17 protein-coding genes are annotated in these 16,739 nt (G+C 63.1%); 8 read left to right on the top strand and 9 right to left on the bottom strand.

Annotated features, from left to right (window positions below):
- Together VEK15_20130 and VEK15_20135 are read right to left on the bottom strand one after the other, a co-directional pair.
- The coding region (locus VEK15_20130; GenBank protein HXV63019.1) for a trimethylamine methyltransferase family protein at positions 1-481 on the bottom strand (481 nt) is incomplete at its 3' end.
- Complete coding sequence (locus VEK15_20135; protein ID HXV63020.1) at positions 478-1,671, bottom strand: aminomethyltransferase family protein; 1,194 nt, start codon at positions 1,669-1,671, stop codon at positions 478-480. The genes VEK15_20135 and VEK15_20130, both read right to left, overlap by 4 nt.
- Before the next feature lie 51 nt (positions 1,672-1,722).
- On the opposite strand from VEK15_20135, the gene VEK15_20140 reads away from it, so the two are divergent.
- Together VEK15_20140 and VEK15_20145 are read left to right on the top strand one after the other, a co-directional pair.
- Positions 1,723-3,306, top strand: a complete 1,584-nt coding sequence (locus VEK15_20140) for an NAD(P)/FAD-dependent oxidoreductase (protein HXV63021.1) — start codon at positions 1,723-1,725, stop codon at positions 3,304-3,306.
- Positions 3,303-4,733 (top strand): NAD(P)/FAD-dependent oxidoreductase, encoded by a 1,431-nt coding sequence (locus VEK15_20145; GenBank protein ID HXV63022.1) that lies wholly within the window; start codon positions 3,303-3,305, stop codon positions 4,731-4,733. The genes VEK15_20140 and VEK15_20145 overlap by 4 nt, the downstream gene beginning before the upstream one ends.
- Before the next feature lie 25 nt (positions 4,734-4,758).
- On the opposite strand, the gene VEK15_20150 is transcribed toward VEK15_20145, so the two are convergent.
- A complete protein-coding gene (locus VEK15_20150; protein HXV63023.1) occupies positions 4,759-5,340 on the bottom strand; it encodes a DNA-3-methyladenine glycosylase in 582 nt (193 codons plus the stop codon).
- Positions 5,337-6,533, bottom strand: a complete 1,197-nt coding sequence (locus tag VEK15_20155) for an ArgE/DapE family deacylase (GenBank protein HXV63024.1) — start codon at positions 6,531-6,533, stop codon at positions 5,337-5,339. The genes VEK15_20150 and VEK15_20155 overlap by 4 nt, the downstream gene beginning before the upstream one ends.
- A 30-nt stretch (positions 6,534-6,563) precedes the next feature.
- On the opposite strand from VEK15_20155, the gene VEK15_20160 reads away from it, so the two are divergent.
- The 3 genes from VEK15_20160 (at position 6,564) to VEK15_20170 (ending at position 8,541) form a co-directional block, all read left to right on the top strand.
- Entirely contained in the window at positions 6,564-7,754 is a 1,191-nt protein-coding gene (locus VEK15_20160; protein ID HXV63025.1) for an Nramp family divalent metal transporter, read from the top strand.
- 212 nt (positions 7,755-7,966) lie between these two features.
- The gene (locus VEK15_20165) at positions 7,967-8,203 is read left to right on the top strand and encodes a CopG family transcriptional regulator (GenBank protein ID HXV63026.1); all 237 of its coding nucleotides are present in this window, start codon (positions 7,967-7,969) and stop codon (positions 8,201-8,203) included.
- On the top strand, positions 8,197-8,541 hold the full coding sequence (locus VEK15_20170) for a type II toxin-antitoxin system PemK/MazF family toxin (GenBank protein ID HXV63027.1): 345 nt from the start codon (positions 8,197-8,199) through the stop codon (positions 8,539-8,541). Before VEK15_20165 ends, VEK15_20170 begins: the two co-directional genes overlap by 7 nt.
- 52 nt (positions 8,542-8,593) lie before the next feature.
- Here VEK15_20170 and tam read toward each other — a convergent pair whose 3' ends face one another.
- On the bottom strand, positions 8,594-9,364 hold the full coding sequence (gene tam / locus VEK15_20175; protein ID HXV63028.1) for a trans-aconitate 2-methyltransferase: 771 nt from the start codon (positions 9,362-9,364) through the stop codon (positions 8,594-8,596).
- 390 nt (positions 9,365-9,754) lie between these two features.
- Here tam and VEK15_20180 point away from each other — a divergent pair, with 390 nt between their 5' ends.
- Positions 9,755-10,489 (top strand): DUF4397 domain-containing protein, encoded by a 735-nt coding sequence (locus VEK15_20180; protein ID HXV63029.1) that lies wholly within the window; start codon positions 9,755-9,757, stop codon positions 10,487-10,489.
- A 25-nt stretch (positions 10,490-10,514) separates the two neighbouring features.
- Here VEK15_20180 and VEK15_20185 read toward each other — a convergent pair whose 3' ends face one another.
- Positions 10,515-11,045, bottom strand: coding sequence for a M23 family metallopeptidase (locus VEK15_20185; GenBank protein HXV63030.1), 531 nt, complete (start codon positions 11,043-11,045; stop codon positions 10,515-10,517).
- Between the two features lie 47 nt (positions 11,046-11,092).
- On the opposite strand from VEK15_20185, the gene metC reads away from it, so the two are divergent.
- Positions 11,093-12,259: a cystathionine beta-lyase gene (gene metC / locus VEK15_20190; GenBank protein HXV63031.1), complete on the top strand. Its 1,167-nt coding sequence runs from the start codon at positions 11,093-11,095 to the stop codon at positions 12,257-12,259.
- A gap of 35 nt (positions 12,260-12,294) precedes the next feature.
- A complete protein-coding gene (locus tag VEK15_20195; protein HXV63032.1) occupies positions 12,295-12,504 on the top strand; it encodes a hypothetical protein in 210 nt (69 codons plus the stop codon).
- A 16-nt stretch (positions 12,505-12,520) separates the two neighbouring features.
- Here the strand turns inward: VEK15_20195 and VEK15_20200 are convergent, their stop codons facing one another.
- From VEK15_20200 to VEK15_20210, 3 genes are read right to left on the bottom strand one after another with little or no spacing between them, the layout of a single operon-like run.
- Positions 12,521-14,638: a M28 family peptidase gene (locus tag VEK15_20200; protein HXV63033.1), complete on the bottom strand. Its 2,118-nt coding sequence runs from the start codon at positions 14,636-14,638 to the stop codon at positions 12,521-12,523.
- Between the two features lie 4 nt (positions 14,639-14,642).
- Complete coding sequence (locus tag VEK15_20205) at positions 14,643-15,800, bottom strand: glycine cleavage T C-terminal barrel domain-containing protein (GenBank protein HXV63034.1); 1,158 nt, start codon at positions 15,798-15,800, stop codon at positions 14,643-14,645.
- Positions 15,801-15,817: 17 nt separating this feature from the next.
- The gene (locus VEK15_20210) at positions 15,818-16,600 is read right to left on the bottom strand and encodes an SDR family NAD(P)-dependent oxidoreductase (GenBank protein ID HXV63035.1); all 783 of its coding nucleotides are present in this window, start codon (positions 16,598-16,600) and stop codon (positions 15,818-15,820) included.
- Positions 16,601-16,739: the final 139 nt, after the last annotated feature.

Here is a 16,739-nt window from a genome sequence, read left to right on the forward strand (position 1 = left end):
GCTTCGAGAAGGCGAGCACCATGTAGAGCCGCCAGGCATCGGCAATGTCCTGAGGCACGTCCCGGGGAATGAAGGCGGTCGACAAATACGCGATGTGCTTCAGACCGTCGGCGATCTTGACGTACTCGACGAAGTCCTTCGAGCTTCCTTCCCGCACCTCCTCCGTCTTTCGATCGAGAATACGGAGTGCGGAGGAAGCCGGCACGAAGTGCACCCGGTCGCCTTCGAGGGTGGCGTAGGGATTGCCGTCGCGGTCGTGAAGCGTCAGAGACGAGGGAGCGGAATCGATCGCATCGAGCACCGTCTTGCGCGGAAACGTGATCCGGCGGCTGTCGGCGTTTCCCACGAATCCGCAGGCGACGAGGCGGTCGAAAGCCTCTTGCTGCTCGACCAGAACTCCGGTCTTCTCGAGAACCGATAGCGCCTCGTCGACGATCCGCTCGACCAGAGCCTCGTCGAGAATCGCGAGACCGGCCCTCACGGTACGCTCCGTTTTCTCTCGGGGTCGAAGAAGGGAAGCCCCGTGACCTTGGCACTTGCTCGACGTCTCACATATTCCACGGTGAACTCGACCTGGAGCGGCGTTTCCGGCTTCTCGTGACCCTTATCGACGGTGGCCAGAGCGATGTACTTCTTGAGAAGAGTGGACCAGCAGGTGGTCGTGGCCTTTCCCACCTGCCGTCCGTCCGCGTAGACCGGAACGCCCAGGCGCGAGGCCTCGTTCGATAGCTGAGGAGCGAGGCCCTCGAGCGCATACAGCCGTTCGATCTCCTTGAACGGGACTTCGAGACCGACGAAGAAACGCTCCATTCCCCGCGCGTTGGCCTCGGCGAGGGCTCGCTTCCCGACGAAGGGTCCTTTATTGAAGTTCACCGCCCAGCCCATGTTGATCTCGTAGGGCGTGGACTTCTGGCTCTCGATGAACGTCTTTTCCGCATTCCAGAAGTCGACGTCGATCAGTGGAAAGCCGGCTTCGACTCGGGTTCGGTCGAGCGCGCCCATGCCCGCGGGCTCGATACCGAGCCCCTCTCCGGCGTCCATGAGCGCGTCCCAGATGCTCTCGGCCCTCTCGGCCTCCACCCAGATCTCGTAGCCCAGATCTCCCGTGTAGCCGGTGCGGCTCACGACCACGGGGACGCCTCGAAGCTCGGTGCGGGCGAGGCGGAAGAAGCGAAGCTTCGTGAGGTCCTCGGTCGAGATGGATTGGAGGATCTCCCGCGAACGTGGGCCCTGAAGCGCGAGTGCCCCGTAGCTCTCGGAGACGTCCTCGATCGACACGTTCATGCCCTCGGCATTGAGGGTGAACCAGGAAAGCGCCTGCTCCGCCGCGGTCGCCCGGAAAAAGTCCTTATCGAGCCTCTGGAAGCAGCCGTCTTGAAGGATCTTCCCTTCGTCGTCGCACCACGCGGCATAGAGAACCTGGCCGACCTGGCACTTGGTTGCATCGCGGGTGATGACCCGGTCGACGAGCCGCTCCGCATCGGGTCCGCGGATGTCGTACTTGAACAGAGGGGAGACGTCGATGAGACCGGCCCCACTTCGAATCGCGTGGTACTCCGGGTCGTGGAAGTCGTCGTAGACTACGGCGACGAAGTAGCCGGACCACTGCTTCCACCTGAGGCTCGTGCAAAGCGGCGCCGTTCGTGAATGGAAGGGAGTCCCGATCGCCATGAATCAGTGTACTTTGCGTTCTGTCCACATTGCAATATAGTGTCCCACAATATGGCAACCACCAAGTATGACGCCGTGGTGCTCGGGGCGGGGCACAACGGGCTGGTGAACGCTGCCTACCTCGCCCGAGCGGGCAAGAAAGTCCTGGTACTCGAAAAGCGCGACGTCATCGGGGGTGCGACGGTTACGGAAGAGATCGTTCCCGGATTCAAATTCTCCGTCTTCTCGTATGTCGTGAGCCTGTTGAGACCCGAGATCATCGAGGAGCTCGAGCTTCCAAAACACGGCCTCCAGCTCCTCGCCCTCGACGGCACGTTCACGCCGCTTCCCGACGGACGCTACCTCGCCCGCTGGCACGATGCCGAAAAGACTCGCCAGGAGATTGCGAAGTTCTCGAGAAAAGACGGGGATGCCTACTCCCGGTTCGGCCTTCACATGCACCACATGGCTCGGGCCGTCCGGGACCTGCTCATGATGCGCCCGCCCGAGCCGAGCTCGATGAGGCCGTCGGACCTGGCGGGCCTCAACCGACTCGCGCAACACTTCCGCGGCCTCGGGAACCGGCGCCTTTACGATCTCGTGCGACTGATGACCGCAAGCGCCGCGGATTACCTCGACCGCTGGTTCGAGTGCGATCCGTTGAAGGCCACGATGTCGGCAAGCGGCATCATCGGAACGTTTCTCTCGCCGCGCTCTCCCGGGTCGGCCTACGTTCTGCTACATCATTATATGGGCGAGATCGACGGCGTCTCGCGCTCCTGGGGTTTCGCTCGCGGGGGGATGGGTGCCGTCTCCGGCTCGCTCGCCTCGGCAGCGCGAAGCCTGGGTGCGGAGATCCGAACCGAGGCGGGGGTCGCGAAGATCGTTTCGAAGAACGGCCGGGCAACCGGCGTCGTCCTCGAGTCGGGTGAGGAGATCGAAGCGAGTCAGATCGCCTCGAGCCTCGACCCCAAGCGGACGTTCCTGAACCTCATCGACGAGAGTGCCCTTCCGTCGGACTTCGTTGCCGACGTGCGCCGGTTCAAGATCCGTGGCTCCTCGGGCAAGGTGAACCTCGCCTTGAGCGAGCTTCCCGACTTCACCTGTCTTCCCGGAGATGGCCCGCACCTTCGGGGCTCGATCTCGATAAGCCCGAGCATGGAATATATCGAGCGCGCCTACGACGAGGCGAAGTACGGGACGTTCTCGAGCCATCCCTACCTGGATATCTTGATCCCATCAACCATCGATCCATCGATGGCCCCTCCGGGAAAGCACGTCATGTCCATCTTCGTTCAGTACGCGCCCTACCACATCAAAGGGGCAACCTGGGAGGAAAAGCGCGAGGCCTTCGGCGACGCCGTGGTCGATACCCTCTCGGAGTACGCGCCCAACCTGAGACGCTCCATTATCGGCCGCCAGGTGGTCTCGCCCTGGGACATGGAACGCACGATCGGGCTCACCGAAGGGAACATCTTTCACGGTGAGCTCACGCTCGATCAGCTCTTCTTCCTCAGACCGGTCGCCGGCTGGGCCCAGTTCAAGACCCCGCTTCAGGGCCTTTACCTCGCGGGCTCGGGCGCCCACCCGGGAGGAGGGGTGATGGGCGCTCCCGGCAAGCTCGCCGCCATCGAGATGCTGAAGGCTGCCTCGTGACCCGGGCGATCGTAATCGGCTCCGGGGTCAATGGGCTGACGGCGGCCTCGTATCTCGTCAAAGGGGGGCTCGACGTACTCGTTCTCGAGAAACAGAACCGGGTCGGAGGCTTGGCGGCCACTCACGAGTTCGCGCCGGGTCGTCGGGCGACGGTCGGACCCGACAACGTCGGCTTGCTGTTACCGCAGGTGGCGAAAGACCTCGGGATTCGCGTCCAGCCGTTGGACCCCGTCGTGGCCAACGCCTCGGGGCTCGTTCTCTTCGCGGATCCGGCGAAGAGCGCCGAGCAGATCAAAGCTCTTTCGCGGAAAGACGCCGAGGCCTATCCTCGATTCGAGGCGCTGGTCGAAAAGCTCTGCGACTTTCTGAGACCTTTGCTCTCCAAACCTGCGCCCGAACCGCGCATCGAGTCGGGCTCGGACCTCGTCGAGCTTCTCAAGCTCGGCTGGGGCTTTCGCCAGCTCGGCACGCGCGCGATGCATGAACTGTTGCGCATCGCTCCCATGTCCCTCGCCGACTTCCTCGACGAGTGGTTCGAGAACGACCGGCTCAAAGCTACGTTGGGCGCTGCTGCCGTCGAGGGCGTGTGCCTCGGACCGCGCTCGGCGGGGACCGCGGCTCTCTTTCTCTACCAGAGACTTGGCCGACCGGGGGTCGCGGCCGATCTGTCCGAACAGCTCCTCGCCGCCTGCGGTGCGAAGGTTCGTACCGATGCGGCCGTCGCCCGCATCCTGGTCGAAGGCGGAAGGGCTCGAGGTGTCGCGCTCGAAAGCGGGGAAGAGATTCCGGCGGACCTGGTTCTCTCGGGCCTTGCGGCGAGGACGACGTTCGAGAAGCTCGTGCACCCGAGCGAGCTTCCTGCGAGCTTCGTCGCCGAAGTCGGGGCGATACGCTACCGCGGCGTCACCGCCAAGCTGAACCTCGCGCTTTCGGAACCCGTGCGATTCCCCTGCGGTGACGCCCGCCTGGTGGTGGTAGGAGAGAGCCTCGACGACTTCGAGCGAGCCTACGATGCGTCCAAATACGGCCAGCTCTCGAAACGACCGTGGCTCCGATGTTTCGCGTCGAATCAGAGTTTGAGTGTAACCGCGCAGTACGTTCCGTTCGCCTCGAGCGACCGAAGCGAGGTCGAGGCACGAATTCTGGAAAGGCTCGAGGAGGCGGCACCCGGATTGAAGACGAGCATCGTGGCCAAAGATCTCTGGATGCCTTCTGACTACGAGGAGAGGCTCGGCCTTCCCGAGGGAAACTGGCACCAGGGCGAGATGGCGCTCGATCAGATGTTCCTCATGCGCCCCGTGCCCGGCTGGTCCCGCTACGAGTCCCCGATCGAAGGCCTGTATCTTTGCGGAGCCGCCACCCATCCTGGCGGTGGCATCACCGGGGCGTGCGGGTACAACGCCGCAAAGCGCGTTTTGAAGCGCTGAGGAACAATCGGGCAAGTACCGGAGCTCAGCTCGGGCGAATGACGAAGCGCAGCGGCTTGGCCGCCCACTCACCCGCGTAGGCGACTCCGATTCGGGGTGACCTCTCGATCCGGCGGGGCGAAACGACATTTCCTCGCACGAGGTAGAGCTCGTCGCTCGTGACCAGATCGGTACCATCGAAAGCGCGGTCGATGGCCAACGCCTGCGTCAGCTTGGCCGGGCCGGAGCAGAGCTCGGAATCCTGTCGACCACCTCGCCGGGGCCTCATCTCGTCGAGGCCCTCGAGAGGCTCGAGGCCACGTATGAGGCAGGCCGTGGGAACCCCCTCTCGCTCTGCTACGATGTTGAGGCACCAGTGCATGCCGTAGACGAAGTAAACATACGCATGGCCCCCGTCGAGCCACATCGATTCGTTGCGGGGCGTTCGCCGGCCCCCGTAGCTGTGGGCCGCCCGGTCGGGGGCTCCGAGGTAGGCCTCGACCTCGACGATGCGCCCGCTCAACCGTGCGCCGTCATCGGTGCGGCGGACGAGAACCTGACCGAGAAGCGCCCGCGCCAGGGTGACCGGATCGCGCCGGTAGAAGCGCCGGCCCAGGCGCCGATTCATCGGGTGAGGAGCCGCGCGGCGAAAAGCGCGTAGATGAGGGCGCACTCCTCGATATCGCGGCGCTTCACGAACTCGTTGGGTCCGTGGGCCACCGAGAGAAGGCCGGGACCATAGGCGAAAGCAGGGACGCCCTTCTCGGCGTAGAAGCGAATCTCGAGGAGCCCGGGACAGAGCTCGAACGGCGCCGTCTCGCCACGCACCTCTTCGATGGCCCTCCCGAGCGCTTCGGCTGCGGGGTGGGTACTCGACACCGCCGCGGCGCGTGCTTCCTGGATCAGCTCGACCGTTCCCCCGTTCGCTTCGATCACCCCGAGCAGGCGGCGCTTCTCCCGTTCATGATCCTCTTCGGGGTTTACGCGCCGGTCGACGGTGAACGAGAACCGTTCCGGCACCACGTTGAAGTTCGCGCCCCCCTTCACTTCTCCTCCCATCATCAAGATGGAGTGGCGCGCCGCGTCGGGCTCTATCGAGTATTCCGTTCGGTGCGATGCCACGTCGTTCTTCAAGACCCGAAGCGCGTCGGCGACGGCGACGGCCTTCTCGAAGGCGTTCACGCCTCGATAGGCGTGTCCCACGTGGGCCGTGCGACCGGTCGTGTGAACCCGGCAGGTGATGGCGCCTCGGCTCGCGTTCCAGACGACGCCTCCGGTAGGCTCGGCGGTGAGCATCGCGACGGCATCCTCATCGAACAATCGACCCGCTCGACTCACCGCCCGTGAGCCCCGCTCTCCGCCGGTCTCCTCGTCGGGAACGATGCGGAGCGCGATCCGGCCGGCAAGCTCGATACCGCATGATGCCAGCGCCTTCATCGCATAAATCATCGAAACGAGGCCGCCTTTCATGTCGGTCGATCCACGACCGAAAATCGTCTCCTCGCTCACCTGCGGCACGAATTGCGAGGGATCGAAGGCGGGAACGACATCCACATGGCCGTGGAAATAGACGGCCCGGTCTCCCTGTCCCCAATCCGAGCGAAGCCAAAAGCGTCGATTCTCGGCCTCGAGGCCCCCGTCGGGGACGGGCTCGACCTGCGAAGGGAATTCGAGCGCTTCGAGCTGGTCCGCGATCCGCAGAAGACAGCGCTCGTAGAAACGACCGGGAGGGTTCTCGGTGGGGATAGAGATGAGCTCTCCGATGAAGTGCGCCATCTCTTCTCGATAGGCCCCGAGGGCCCGCCGGAGCTCCTCAATCACGGTCCAATGTTAGTATGAGCGGTCCCCGCGATGAAGCTCTCACGGTTCGGGCCTGGTCTGCTGGTCACGGCCGCCTTCATTGGACCGGGAACCATCGTTACCGCGTCCCGAGCCGGCTCGAGCTTCGGCTTGGCGCTCATCTGGGCCGTGACCTTCTCGGCCGTCGCGACGGCCGTATTGCAGGAAATGGCCGCCCGAGTGGGCATCGTTACGCGCCACGGGTTGAGCGCGGCCATTCGAGAAAGTTTCCGCCGTCCGCTCGCACGAGCCCTCGCCCTATCCCTCATCGTCTGCGCGATCACCCTGGGAAACGCGGCCTACGAGACGGGGAATCTTCTCGGCGCATCGCTCGGACTGGAAATCCTGAGCGGCCAACCCCCGCAGCTCTGGGCATTCGTGCTCGCACTCGTTTCCTGGACCCTCTTGCTGAGCGGTACCTACCGCAGGATTCAGGGCGTCCTCGTGGTCCTCGTGATCTTCATGAGTTTCGTCTTCCTCACAACGGCCGCGCTCGTACGACCTTCGCTGGGCGATCTCATCGGAGGGCTCGTCCCGTCAATTCCCGACGGCTCGTTGCTCACGGTCATCGCCCTCATCGGAACCACTGTCGTCCCTTACAACCTCTTCCTCCATGCGAGCACGGTCCAGGAGAAGTGGGAGGCGGTGCCGACGCGAAAAGCACTCACCGAATCGCGGTGGGACACGGCCCTCTCCGTGGCTCTCGGAGGGCTAGTGACGCTGGCGATCGTCGTCAACGCCACGCCCCTCGCCGACGTATCGAGCCCGGCTTCGATCGCCTCGCAACTCGAGCCCGTTCTCGGCCGGTGGGCGCGCACGTTCTTCGGGCTCGGTCTGTTCGCCGCGGGGCTCACGAGCGCGGTGACGGCGCCTCTGGCCGCCGCTTACGCGACCACCGGCGCGCTCGGGCTATCGAGCGATCTACGCTCTACTCCGTTTCGTCTCGTCGCTTCGCTCGTCGTGGGAACCGGACTGGTCCTGGCCCTTCTCGGTGGGAGCCCGACCGAGGCGATCGTGCTGGCTCAGGCGGCGAACGGCTTGCTCTTGCCGGTGGTCGCGGTGTTCCTGCTCTCCGTAGTCAACAACAAAGAGCTCATGCAGGGCTTTCGAAATCGAGCGCTCGCCAACTGGCTCGGTGGTCTCGTGGTGCTCGTCGTCAGCGCTCTCGGCCTGTTCCAAGTCGTGCGCCTGCTGACGAGGTGACGGGGACCGGGTATCCTGCGAATCCTCTCTCAATCTCCGGGAACACCGTAGACGGGTACGACCGCGGCGGCCTCTCGCGCTGCATGCCAGAACTGGTTCGGGACTCGAGCTTCTCGTGCCGACCCGGATGCAGCGCGCTACCACGCGAGCGAGGCGAAATCTTCGCGGACGAGGGAATTGGCCACGGTCTCGCTCTTGGTTATACTAATGGTATGAAGACAGCCATTTCCATTCCTGACGATGTCTTCAAGAAGGCTGATCGGCTGGCTCGCAGACTTGGCATGTCGCGGAGCCAGCTCTATAGCCTCGCGGTAGAAGAATACGTCACCCGAATGCGGCCTGAATCGATCACGGACGCAATGAATCGTGTCGTCGAACGACTCGATGAGCCGTGTGACGACTTCGTCGCGGCGGCGGCGAAGAACGTCCTGTCCAAATCAGAGTGGTAGTTCGTCAGGGCGACATCTGGTGGTGTGATCTGCCAGCGCCAACCGGTTCCGGTCCCGGGTTTCGACGTCCCGTGCTGGTGGTCCAGGGCGATCCGCTGAACCGGAGTCAGATCCATACCGTCGTCTGTGTTCCGCTGACGAGCAATCTGATTTGGAAGGATGCGCCTGGAAACGTCGTGCTTCGTCGAGCGGATACGCGGCTCGAGAAGGATTCGGTAGCCAATGTCTCGCAGATCATTGCCGTAGACAGAAATCTGCTTTCGGAGCACGTGGACAAGATCAGCGGCCGTCTGCTCGAGGGGATTCTCGAAGGAATCGATGTGGTCCTCGATCGATAGGACGTCTTCTCAGTTTGCTTCAGCGGGGCCAGGCGGCTAGATTTCTGTCGGTTTACTTGGCCGCCACGATGAACAGACGTGGAAAACGAAGGAGCGCCCTTCCGTCCGGTCCCACCGGATAGGCCTTGGCCACGCGGTCCGTATAGTCGGCGAGGAACCGCGCGCGCTCTTCTTCGTCGAGAGGACCGAGAAAAGGACGCAAGGCCGTGGATCCCATGAAGTCCACGATGGCCTTGGCACCGTCGAGCGGATGGTTGTAGATCGTGTGCCAGATCTCGACGCGGGAACAGACGGACCTCAGCACATCGTAGTAGCGTTGCGGCGACAGGAGAACCGCACGGGCACCATCGGCGTTTCCGAGTTTATTCGACCATGGGCCCCCCGCCGCAGTTTCCTGCATCAGCCGGTGACTCGGTTCATCGAGATTGTCCGGCATCTGCACCGCGAGAACGCCGCCCCTTCCGAGCTTCGTCGCCAGCCGCTTCAAAATCTCGACATGATCGGGAATCCAATGGAATGCCGCATTCGAGAACAGGAGGTCGGCGGTGTTCTCCGGCAGCCATCGACCGAGGTCGGCAAGCACGAACGTGCAGGAGGGCAGCGCCCGGCGAGCCTCGGCGAGCATCTCTTCGGAATTGTCGATACCGACGATCTTGGCGCTCGGATAAGCCTCTCTGAGGAGCGCAGTCGAGTTGCCCGGACCGCAACCGAGATCGTAGATGCGAGCGGGCGACGAGGCCGGCACCTGCGCGAGAAGGTCGCGCGCCGGGCGTGTTCGCTCATCGGCAAATCTCAGGTACTGCTCCGGTGACCAGGCCGTCATGGCGTTTCTTTAGTGCTCAATGCCGTGGCGGGACCCGTAATCGATCGGGCCGCCACGGCTCGGGCTGCTTACGGCGCGGCAAGCGCGCCGGGCTCGCTCCGCTCGCGCAGGCTGGGCTGTACTTTTTCATCAGCCTGCTGATCGGGAACGACGTCTCAAGCATATGTAAACGTCGGCGACGGCAGCAACTAGTCTAGTCTAGTAGGGCAAGAACGTGATCTTTGACACAGTTCCCAGACTCGAGCTGGAGGAATATCCAGTCACTCTACAACCGGAGATTTGGTGTTGCGCGTCGCCAGTAGCTGGCGAGCGCGAGCGACGGCTCAACGTCCTGTCGTCGAGTTCCCATCCAGCGCGCCTCTTTGTCGAGCACAAATGGAGGTGCTTAACATGACAACCAATAGAAGGCTTACCGCAATCAGGATTGTCAGACTCGTTCTGGTGGTCTCCCTGGGTCTCGGCGTTGTCGCCTGTGAGGACACTCAATCCCCGACGTCACCGAGCGAACCGAGCCAGCCCCAACCCGAGCCGCCGGCGGCGAGCTCGGTGGGAAGCTTTCGCGCGGCGCAGCTCACCCGAGACGCGCGCACCGTCGACGTTCTCGTGGACGGCATCGTGCTCTCGCAGGGACTCGCCTATGGCGAAGTCATGAGCTATGAAGACCTGCCCGAAGGCGAGCACCGGCTCCAGATTTTTCCTGCGGGCCAGCGACGCCTGGCGCTGGTGGAATCGAATTTCCTCCTCACCGGCGGAGAAGCCGTGACCCTCGCGGTCGTGGGGAGAAACCCGATCGAGATCGTCGAGCACAGCGATGATCTTTCGACGGTTTCCAACCGAGCCCGGGTGACCCTTTTCAACGCCGTCGCCGATTATCCCGCGAGCTTCGACCTGCGCGTGGTCAACGGACCGTTGCTGGTGACCGACGTCGCCCGCTATATGGGCTCGCCCAGGGTCGAGCTCATTCCTGGCGTTTACGCTTTCGAGCTCCTTCGTGGCGGCACCGGTGAGGAAGTGACGACCCGGTTCGGCGTTGACTTGCCTGCATCGACAGCATCCACCGTCTTCGCCATCGGCACGCTGGACCGGAACGACATCGAGCTCATCGTGGTGAGGGACCAGAGCTAGCCATGCTCCATCCCTGTCGGTGACGTCACCGCACGTCGGTCAGAAGTGGGTAGGGATTCAGCGGCTCGTCGCGCCCGCAGGAGCCGTCCGATAGCAGCGGAAACACGGCGAAGTGGAGATGGGGCGCCTCTGAGCTCGCGTTTCCCGTCGAGCCGACGAAACCAAGAACCTCTCCGCGGGAGGCGAACTGGCCTTTCTCGAGGCCAGGGGCATAACGCGAGAGATGTCCGTAATAGTGGCAAAGCCCACGGCCTCGGTCGATCAGGTAAACGCCTTTGCCACCGAGCGAGCTCGCGGAGATCCGTCGAACGATGCCTCCGGAGGCAGCCACGACCGCGGTTCCTTCGGGTGCCTCGATATCGATCGCACCGTGCGAGCGAGCTCCTTCTCGCGGCTCTGCGAAGCTGTCACGAAGAGCCGACGGGAGAACGCCCGACACCGGCACCCCGAGGGTGGGCAGCCGGGCGAGGGTGGAGGTGATGACATAGAGCGGCACGGACGCGGAAAAGGCTAACAGCGTGATCCTGGCGAGGAGGGCTGCGAGGTCGGAACCCATGCTCTATATTACTGTTTGCGAGAGCCGCTCCGCGGCGAGGCGTCACGATGACGATACCGAAACGCGATCGATTCCCGACCGAAACCGACCATTTCCTCACCGTCAATCCGCCCGTCCATCGGGCCTCGACGGTGTTGTACGAGACCTATGAGAGCTTCTTGGAAGCGGACCAGAAGCCCTATCATGGCAAGCTGTACGGCACCTACGGATCGCCGGTACAACTCTGGCTGGAAAACGCCTTGGCCCAGCTGGAAGGCGGACACGCCTGTCGGATCTGCCCCTCGGGATTCGACGCCATCGCCACCGCATTGATGGCGTTCACCAGGAGCGGGGATCACATCCTCGTTTGCGACAACGTCTATGGACCCACTCGCGATTTCTGCGACCGAGTGCTGGCGAAGTACGGGGTCGATGTCGAGTACGTGCCGCCAAACGTCGGCTCGGACGTGGAGCGGTTTCTGAGATCCAACACCCGGATCGTTTATCTGGAATCACCGGGATCCAACACATTCGAGATCCAGGATGTTCCCGCCGTCGCCCGAATCGCTCGGGAGAGAGGCATCGTGAGCGTGCTCGACAACACCTGGGCGACACCCCTTTTCTTCAAGCCGTTCGCGCACGGAGTGGACGTCTCCATTCACTCCGTGAGCAAATACATCGCCGGGCATTCCGACATACTGCTCGGGGCCGTCACCGTCAACCAGGAGCGATTCTCGGAGCTCCAGGCCTTCTACGAAACGACCGAGCGTTTTGCCTCACCCGACTCCTGCTACGCGGCTTCGCGAGGGCTGCGGACGCTGCGAGTGCGGCTGGCGCAGCATCAGGCAGCCGGCCTCGAGATCGCTCGATGGCTCGAGGCTCACCCGGCGGTCGAGACTGTGCTCCATCCGGCGCTCGAGAGCCACCCCGAGCACGCGGTCTGGAAGCGCGACATGACCGGAGCTTCCGGCGTCTTCGGGTTCCTGCTCAACCAGGAGCCATCCAGAGACGAGCTTTCGACCTTTCTCGATCCGATGCGGGTTTTCGCCATCGGCTTGAGCTGGGGGGGCTTTCAGAGCCTCGTCAAAGTCGCGCGTATCACCGATCGCGTGCACCCGTTTCGCTACCAGGAACGAACCATCGTGAGACTCAGCATCGGCCTCGAGGATGTGGAGGAGATGAAGGCGGACCTCGCCGACGCCTTGGACCGCATTAAAGTGCGGTCGGGAAGCTGAACTCCGGGAACCCCTCGTTCGTATTCTTCAGTGAGATGACGAAATTCTTGCTTTGGCTGATTCTCTTCATCCTTTGCTGGCCGCTCGCCCTGCTGGCTCTTGTCGTCTACCCGTTCGTGTGGCTTCTTCTCCTGCCGTTTCGCCTTCTTGGCATCGCGGTAACGAGTGTATTCGAGCTCTTGCGCGCGATCCTGTTGCTTCCGGCGAGGCTTCTGGGCGGGCCCAGGGCCCTCGGCGCCTCCTGATCGGGCTCATCGTCGTTTATTCCACGAGAGCTGTCGCTCGACGGAGGAGATCGGCAGCATCATCGAAGGCGGTGACGAGCTGAGCCTCGAACCGTTCGATGTCCTCCCACTGGCCACCCTCGATCGCTTCGAAGAGACGCGGAAGAACTTCTTTGCGGTACGTGGGTTGCGGGGCATAGATCAAATGCTTGAAGAACGGTCGGCTCTCGAGTCCTTCTTCTTCGGTCATGGTCCGCTCGACCTCCAGGAGAAGGAGATTGAGGGCGCGCGCGTCCTCGTTCGAAAGGCCGTCGCCGTCCATTCGCTCGTCCAACCGCCCTTCTAGAGCCGCAGCGGCGGTCTCCCAGCGCCCGGCAGCGGCGCGTGCTCGGTCCAGCTGAATGTCGCGCTCGCCCGCTGCTTTTCGCTCGATCTCCGCAATGTGCTCGATGACGGTCGCGGCGTAGGCCGAGTATCGCATCGGGAGAACATCGGCGTTCGCGAGACGCAAGACAACCACGCCGAGGATCCGAGCGAGAGTCATGTTGAACCGAAAGCCGGGGTCGCCAATACGGCTCAACCAGAAATAGTTGTCGTATTGCGAGTGATAGACGCCGTAGGGCCCATCCGAGGAGAGGTCGATGCAGCTCACGCCGATATTTTCCTGGAAGGCGGTGTAATCCGTAGCCCCCACGATGGTCTCGACCTCGGGCACGCCCGAGGTCCTCGATGCCCAGACATCGTATACGCTTCCCGCCGCGTCGGGATGATTGACGAACTTCGTTACGTCCTTGAGGAAGTCGGCGAGCGCCGGCGTGGCGCCGCCGGAGAAATCCGGACCATGGGCGCCACTGTCCAGGTTGACGTAGGCCACCGCCCCTCGGCGAAGCTGATCCCGATGCTCTTTCGCCCAGCTCGTGGAGCCGCCGAGGAGGTCCTCTTCGCCGTCCCAGTTCGCGAACACGATCGTTCTCTTGGGGCGGTGCCCCCTCCGGGCAGCCTCACCCAGGGCCCGGGCCACTTCGAGCAGGACGGCGGTGCCGCTCGAAGGGTCCACCGCGCCATAAGTCCAGGCGTCGCGGTGGTTCCCCACCACTACCCACTGATCCGGCTCTTCGGCTCCAGGGATCATGCCGATGACGTTGCGCATCGTGCCAATCGACTCGACGTTGTCCACGGCAAGCCGGAGCTGCACCGGCCCCGGACCCGTGTGATAGGTGAAGGGTAGTCCCCCCTGCCACTCGGGCGGTACCACCGGTCCGCGCAATCGGGAGAGGATGACGGCAGCGTCCTCGTGGGACATGGGTATCGATGGGATCTTCGGCAGCTGGCGGTCCCGGACGGGACCCTCGACCCAGGTTCCATCGGGTTCCTGCTTCCAGTGAAACGTAAACGGCACGACGCCGAAGCCGAACCAGTCGTAGACAATCGAGCCCCATTGGATGTGGCTCGGCGGCCCCCAGGGTCCGTGAGGATAGGTCTCACCCTTCGCATAGCCGTCGTCTTCGGGGTCGGAATAGATGATCGCTCCCGCGGCGCCGCGGCTCTCGGCCAGGTACACCTTGTAACCTCGATAACTATAGGGTGAGGAGTAGCGCATGACGACGATCCGGTTCCGCACTTCGACGCCCATCTCGTCCAGCTTCTCGAAGTCCTCGGGGCTTCCGCTATTGGCATAGACCACCTCGGCAGAAACGTCTCCCGAGGCGGCGTACTCGTGGTAGGGCACGACGGCGGGATCGGCGTAAAGGTAGCTATCCTTGTCCTCGGGATATCCCTTCTCTTCGAGCTCGAGCTCCACCTCGACGGGTTGAAGCATTCTCACGGATGCCGAGCGCCCGTAGCTCAAAAGAGCGGGAGTGTCGTGAAAGTGAACGTTCTCGAGCCCGTACTCGAGAAAGCGGTCGCGAACGTAGTCGGCGAGCTCCATGTTTCGCGGCGACCCGGTAGGGTGCGGCTCCTCGGTGAGATAAGCGAGATGCGCGGCGAGTCGGTCGCTGGTTGGAATCCGTTGCACGAAGGATTCTGCCTCGAGCTCTTTCCCGGTCGAGGAGCGAAAAAAGCCCGGGATCTTCGTTTCGTCCTCGGCGACGATCGCGACGGCCGGAAGAGCGACAAGGACCGCGAGCAGGAAACGACGGGTGAGTGCTCTCATTTCCTCAGGACTTCGGGATCTCTTTCTTCGGGTCGATGAAAGGTCTCGGCACGACCGTAACCCGCGCCCGACCGTTCGGTGTCTCGCTCGTCAGCTCCGTCCCGAGCTCGGTGTGCTCGATGGCAAGAATGGCGTAACCGATATTCTTCTTCAGCCGCGGGGAATAGACCGCATCCACCACTTCGCCAACAGGCCGGCCGCTCCGGTGAACCGGCCATCGATCCTGATTGTGGCCGTGTCCCGGCATGGGCTCGCCCTCGATCTCGAGCCCGACCAGCTTTCGCGTCACCCCCTCGGCCCGGATCTGTCGAAGGGCTTCCTTGCCGATGAAATCAGCCTCTTTGTCCAGGTCGACCAGCCAGCCGAGACCTACCTCATACGGATTGTTCTCGAGCGTCATGTCGGCGCCGTAGTTGAGGATACCGGCTTCGATGCGCCGAATCTCCGAGGGAGCGATGGCCGCGATCTTGTGGGGTCGGCCCGCTTCCACCACCTTGTCCCACAGCTCGACTCCGCGGTCCCGATCGCGGAGATAGATCTCGTAGCCCACCTCTCCGCTCCAGCCGGTACGGGTGACCACCACGGGGATGCCTTTGAGGTCGGCCTCCATGAGATGGTAGTAGGGGAGCTCGAGCACCTCGTCGCCGAACAGCGCTCGAGCCACGTCTTTGGACTTGGGTCCTTGAATCTGCAACGGCGAGACGTCGGGCTCCTGGATCGTCACCTGCATCCCGGAACCAAGGGCGACCCCTTTCGCCCACAACAGAAGGTCACTGTCCGCGGCCGCCAGCCAGAAATGGTTCTCGCCCAATCGCGCCAGTACGGGGTCATTGATGATTCCACCCCGCTCGTCGGTGATGACGACGTACTTGCATTGCCCAACTCGACATTTGGAGAGATCGCGGGGCGTGAGCCAGTTGGTGAAAGCGAGTGCATCGGGACCGGTGATCTCCACCTGTCGCTCCACCGCCACGTCCCAGATGGTGACGTCGTTCACCAGCTTCCAGTACTCGCTCACCGGGTCGTCGTAGCAGATTGGGTGGTACATGTGGTTATAGACGTTGTAGGCGGTGGCACCGTGGCGTTGCGTCGCTTCGAAATACGGTGACTTGCGGATCCGCGGATAGAAGTACATGCCGGTTTTTTCGCCGTTCGCGCTCATCGACTGGTCTCCTCGGTTCAATCTCGATCTCGGTGCAGCCAGCGACCTTCCATGCCCCCCGCGATCGGAAGGATGGTGCCACTCAAATGGCCCGCCAGCTTGGACGATGTCAGGAAAACGATCGCCCTCGCGACGTCCTCGGGTGTGGCTATCTTTCGAAGTGCCATCGTGGCCGTCACTCGCGAGACCGCGCCGGGAACGTCCATGGCGGCCGCGGCCATCGGAGTCGAGACCCACCCAGGACAGACGCAATTGACCCGACCGCGGGGCGCGATCCGAACGATCTCGTTCTTCAAGCTGCGCGTCAGTCCATAGGCCATGGCGGCTTTTGCGGCGGAGTAGTCCGCGTGGTTCTCCTCTCCGAAGAGAGCAGCGGTGGAGCCGACGAGCACGATCGAGGCATCGTCGCGCGGCCGCTCGACGAGATGGCGCATGAATCCCCGGCAGGTGAGGAACGCGCCGGTGAGGTCGGCCTCGAGAGTGCTTCGCCACTGCACGAGCGACATTCGATGGAGTGGAACCTCGTCCTCGATCCAGATCCCGGCGTTCACCACGAGACCATCCAGACGACCCAGGGCGCCGAGGGCGTCTCGATACATCGCCTCCACTGCGGTCTCATCGGCGACGTCAGCCTGCACTACGGCAGTCTCCACCCTGAGCTCCCCCGCTAGTTTCTCGACACCGTCCCGATTGCGATGGCAGTGGAGAACGAGCTTGGCCCCCTCTTCCGCCAGGGCTCGCGCCGTCGCCGTTCCGATTCCTCCCGAAGCCCCGGTTACCAGGATCGTTTTTCCCGTCAAGCCGCTGTCCATATAATCACTCCATGTCGAAACACGCACTCATCTTATCCGCAATTCTCTTCTCCGTGACCGCGTGGGGACAGAAGGAGTCGTCGTGGGCGACCCTCACCGACGAGACGCGGGCGGCCCTGGAAGCGCA

Source organism: Vicinamibacteria bacterium (assembly GCA_035620555.1).
Lineage (GTDB): Bacteria > Acidobacteriota > Vicinamibacteria > Marinacidobacterales > SMYC01 > DASPGQ01.

What these genes read in the sequence shown, in the direction of transcription:
- VEK15_20135 (HXV63020.1), bottom strand. Translation starts at nt 1,671, where the DNA reads ATGGCGATCGGGACTCCCTTCCATTCACGAACGGCGCCGCTTTGCACG.
- VEK15_20140 (HXV63021.1), top strand. Translation starts at nt 1,723, where the DNA reads ATGGCAACCACCAAGTATGACGCCGTGGTGCTCGGGGCGGGGCACAAC.
- VEK15_20150 (HXV63023.1), bottom strand. Translation starts at nt 5,340, where the DNA reads ATGAATCGGCGCCTGGGCCGGCGCTTCTACCGGCGCGATCCGGTCACC.
- VEK15_20160 (HXV63025.1), top strand. Translation starts at nt 6,564, where the DNA reads ATGAAGCTCTCACGGTTCGGGCCTGGTCTGCTGGTCACGGCCGCCTTC.
- VEK15_20165 (HXV63026.1), top strand. Translation starts at nt 7,967, where the DNA reads ATGAAGACAGCCATTTCCATTCCTGACGATGTCTTCAAGAAGGCTGAT.
- tam (HXV63028.1), bottom strand. Translation starts at nt 9,364, where the DNA reads ATGACGGCCTGGTCACCGGAGCAGTACCTGAGATTTGCCGATGAGCGA.
- VEK15_20180 (HXV63029.1), top strand. Translation starts at nt 9,755, where the DNA reads ATGACAACCAATAGAAGGCTTACCGCAATCAGGATTGTCAGACTCGTT.
- VEK15_20185 (HXV63030.1), bottom strand. Translation starts at nt 11,045, where the DNA reads ATGGGTTCCGACCTCGCAGCCCTCCTCGCCAGGATCACGCTGTTAGCC.
- metC (HXV63031.1), top strand. Translation starts at nt 11,093, where the DNA reads ATGACGATACCGAAACGCGATCGATTCCCGACCGAAACCGACCATTTC.
- VEK15_20195 (HXV63032.1), top strand. Translation starts at nt 12,295, where the DNA reads ATGACGAAATTCTTGCTTTGGCTGATTCTCTTCATCCTTTGCTGGCCG.
- VEK15_20200 (HXV63033.1), bottom strand. Translation starts at nt 14,638, where the DNA reads ATGAGAGCACTCACCCGTCGTTTCCTGCTCGCGGTCCTTGTCGCTCTT.
- VEK15_20205 (HXV63034.1), bottom strand. Translation starts at nt 15,800, where the DNA reads ATGAGCGCGAACGGCGAAAAAACCGGCATGTACTTCTATCCGCGGATC.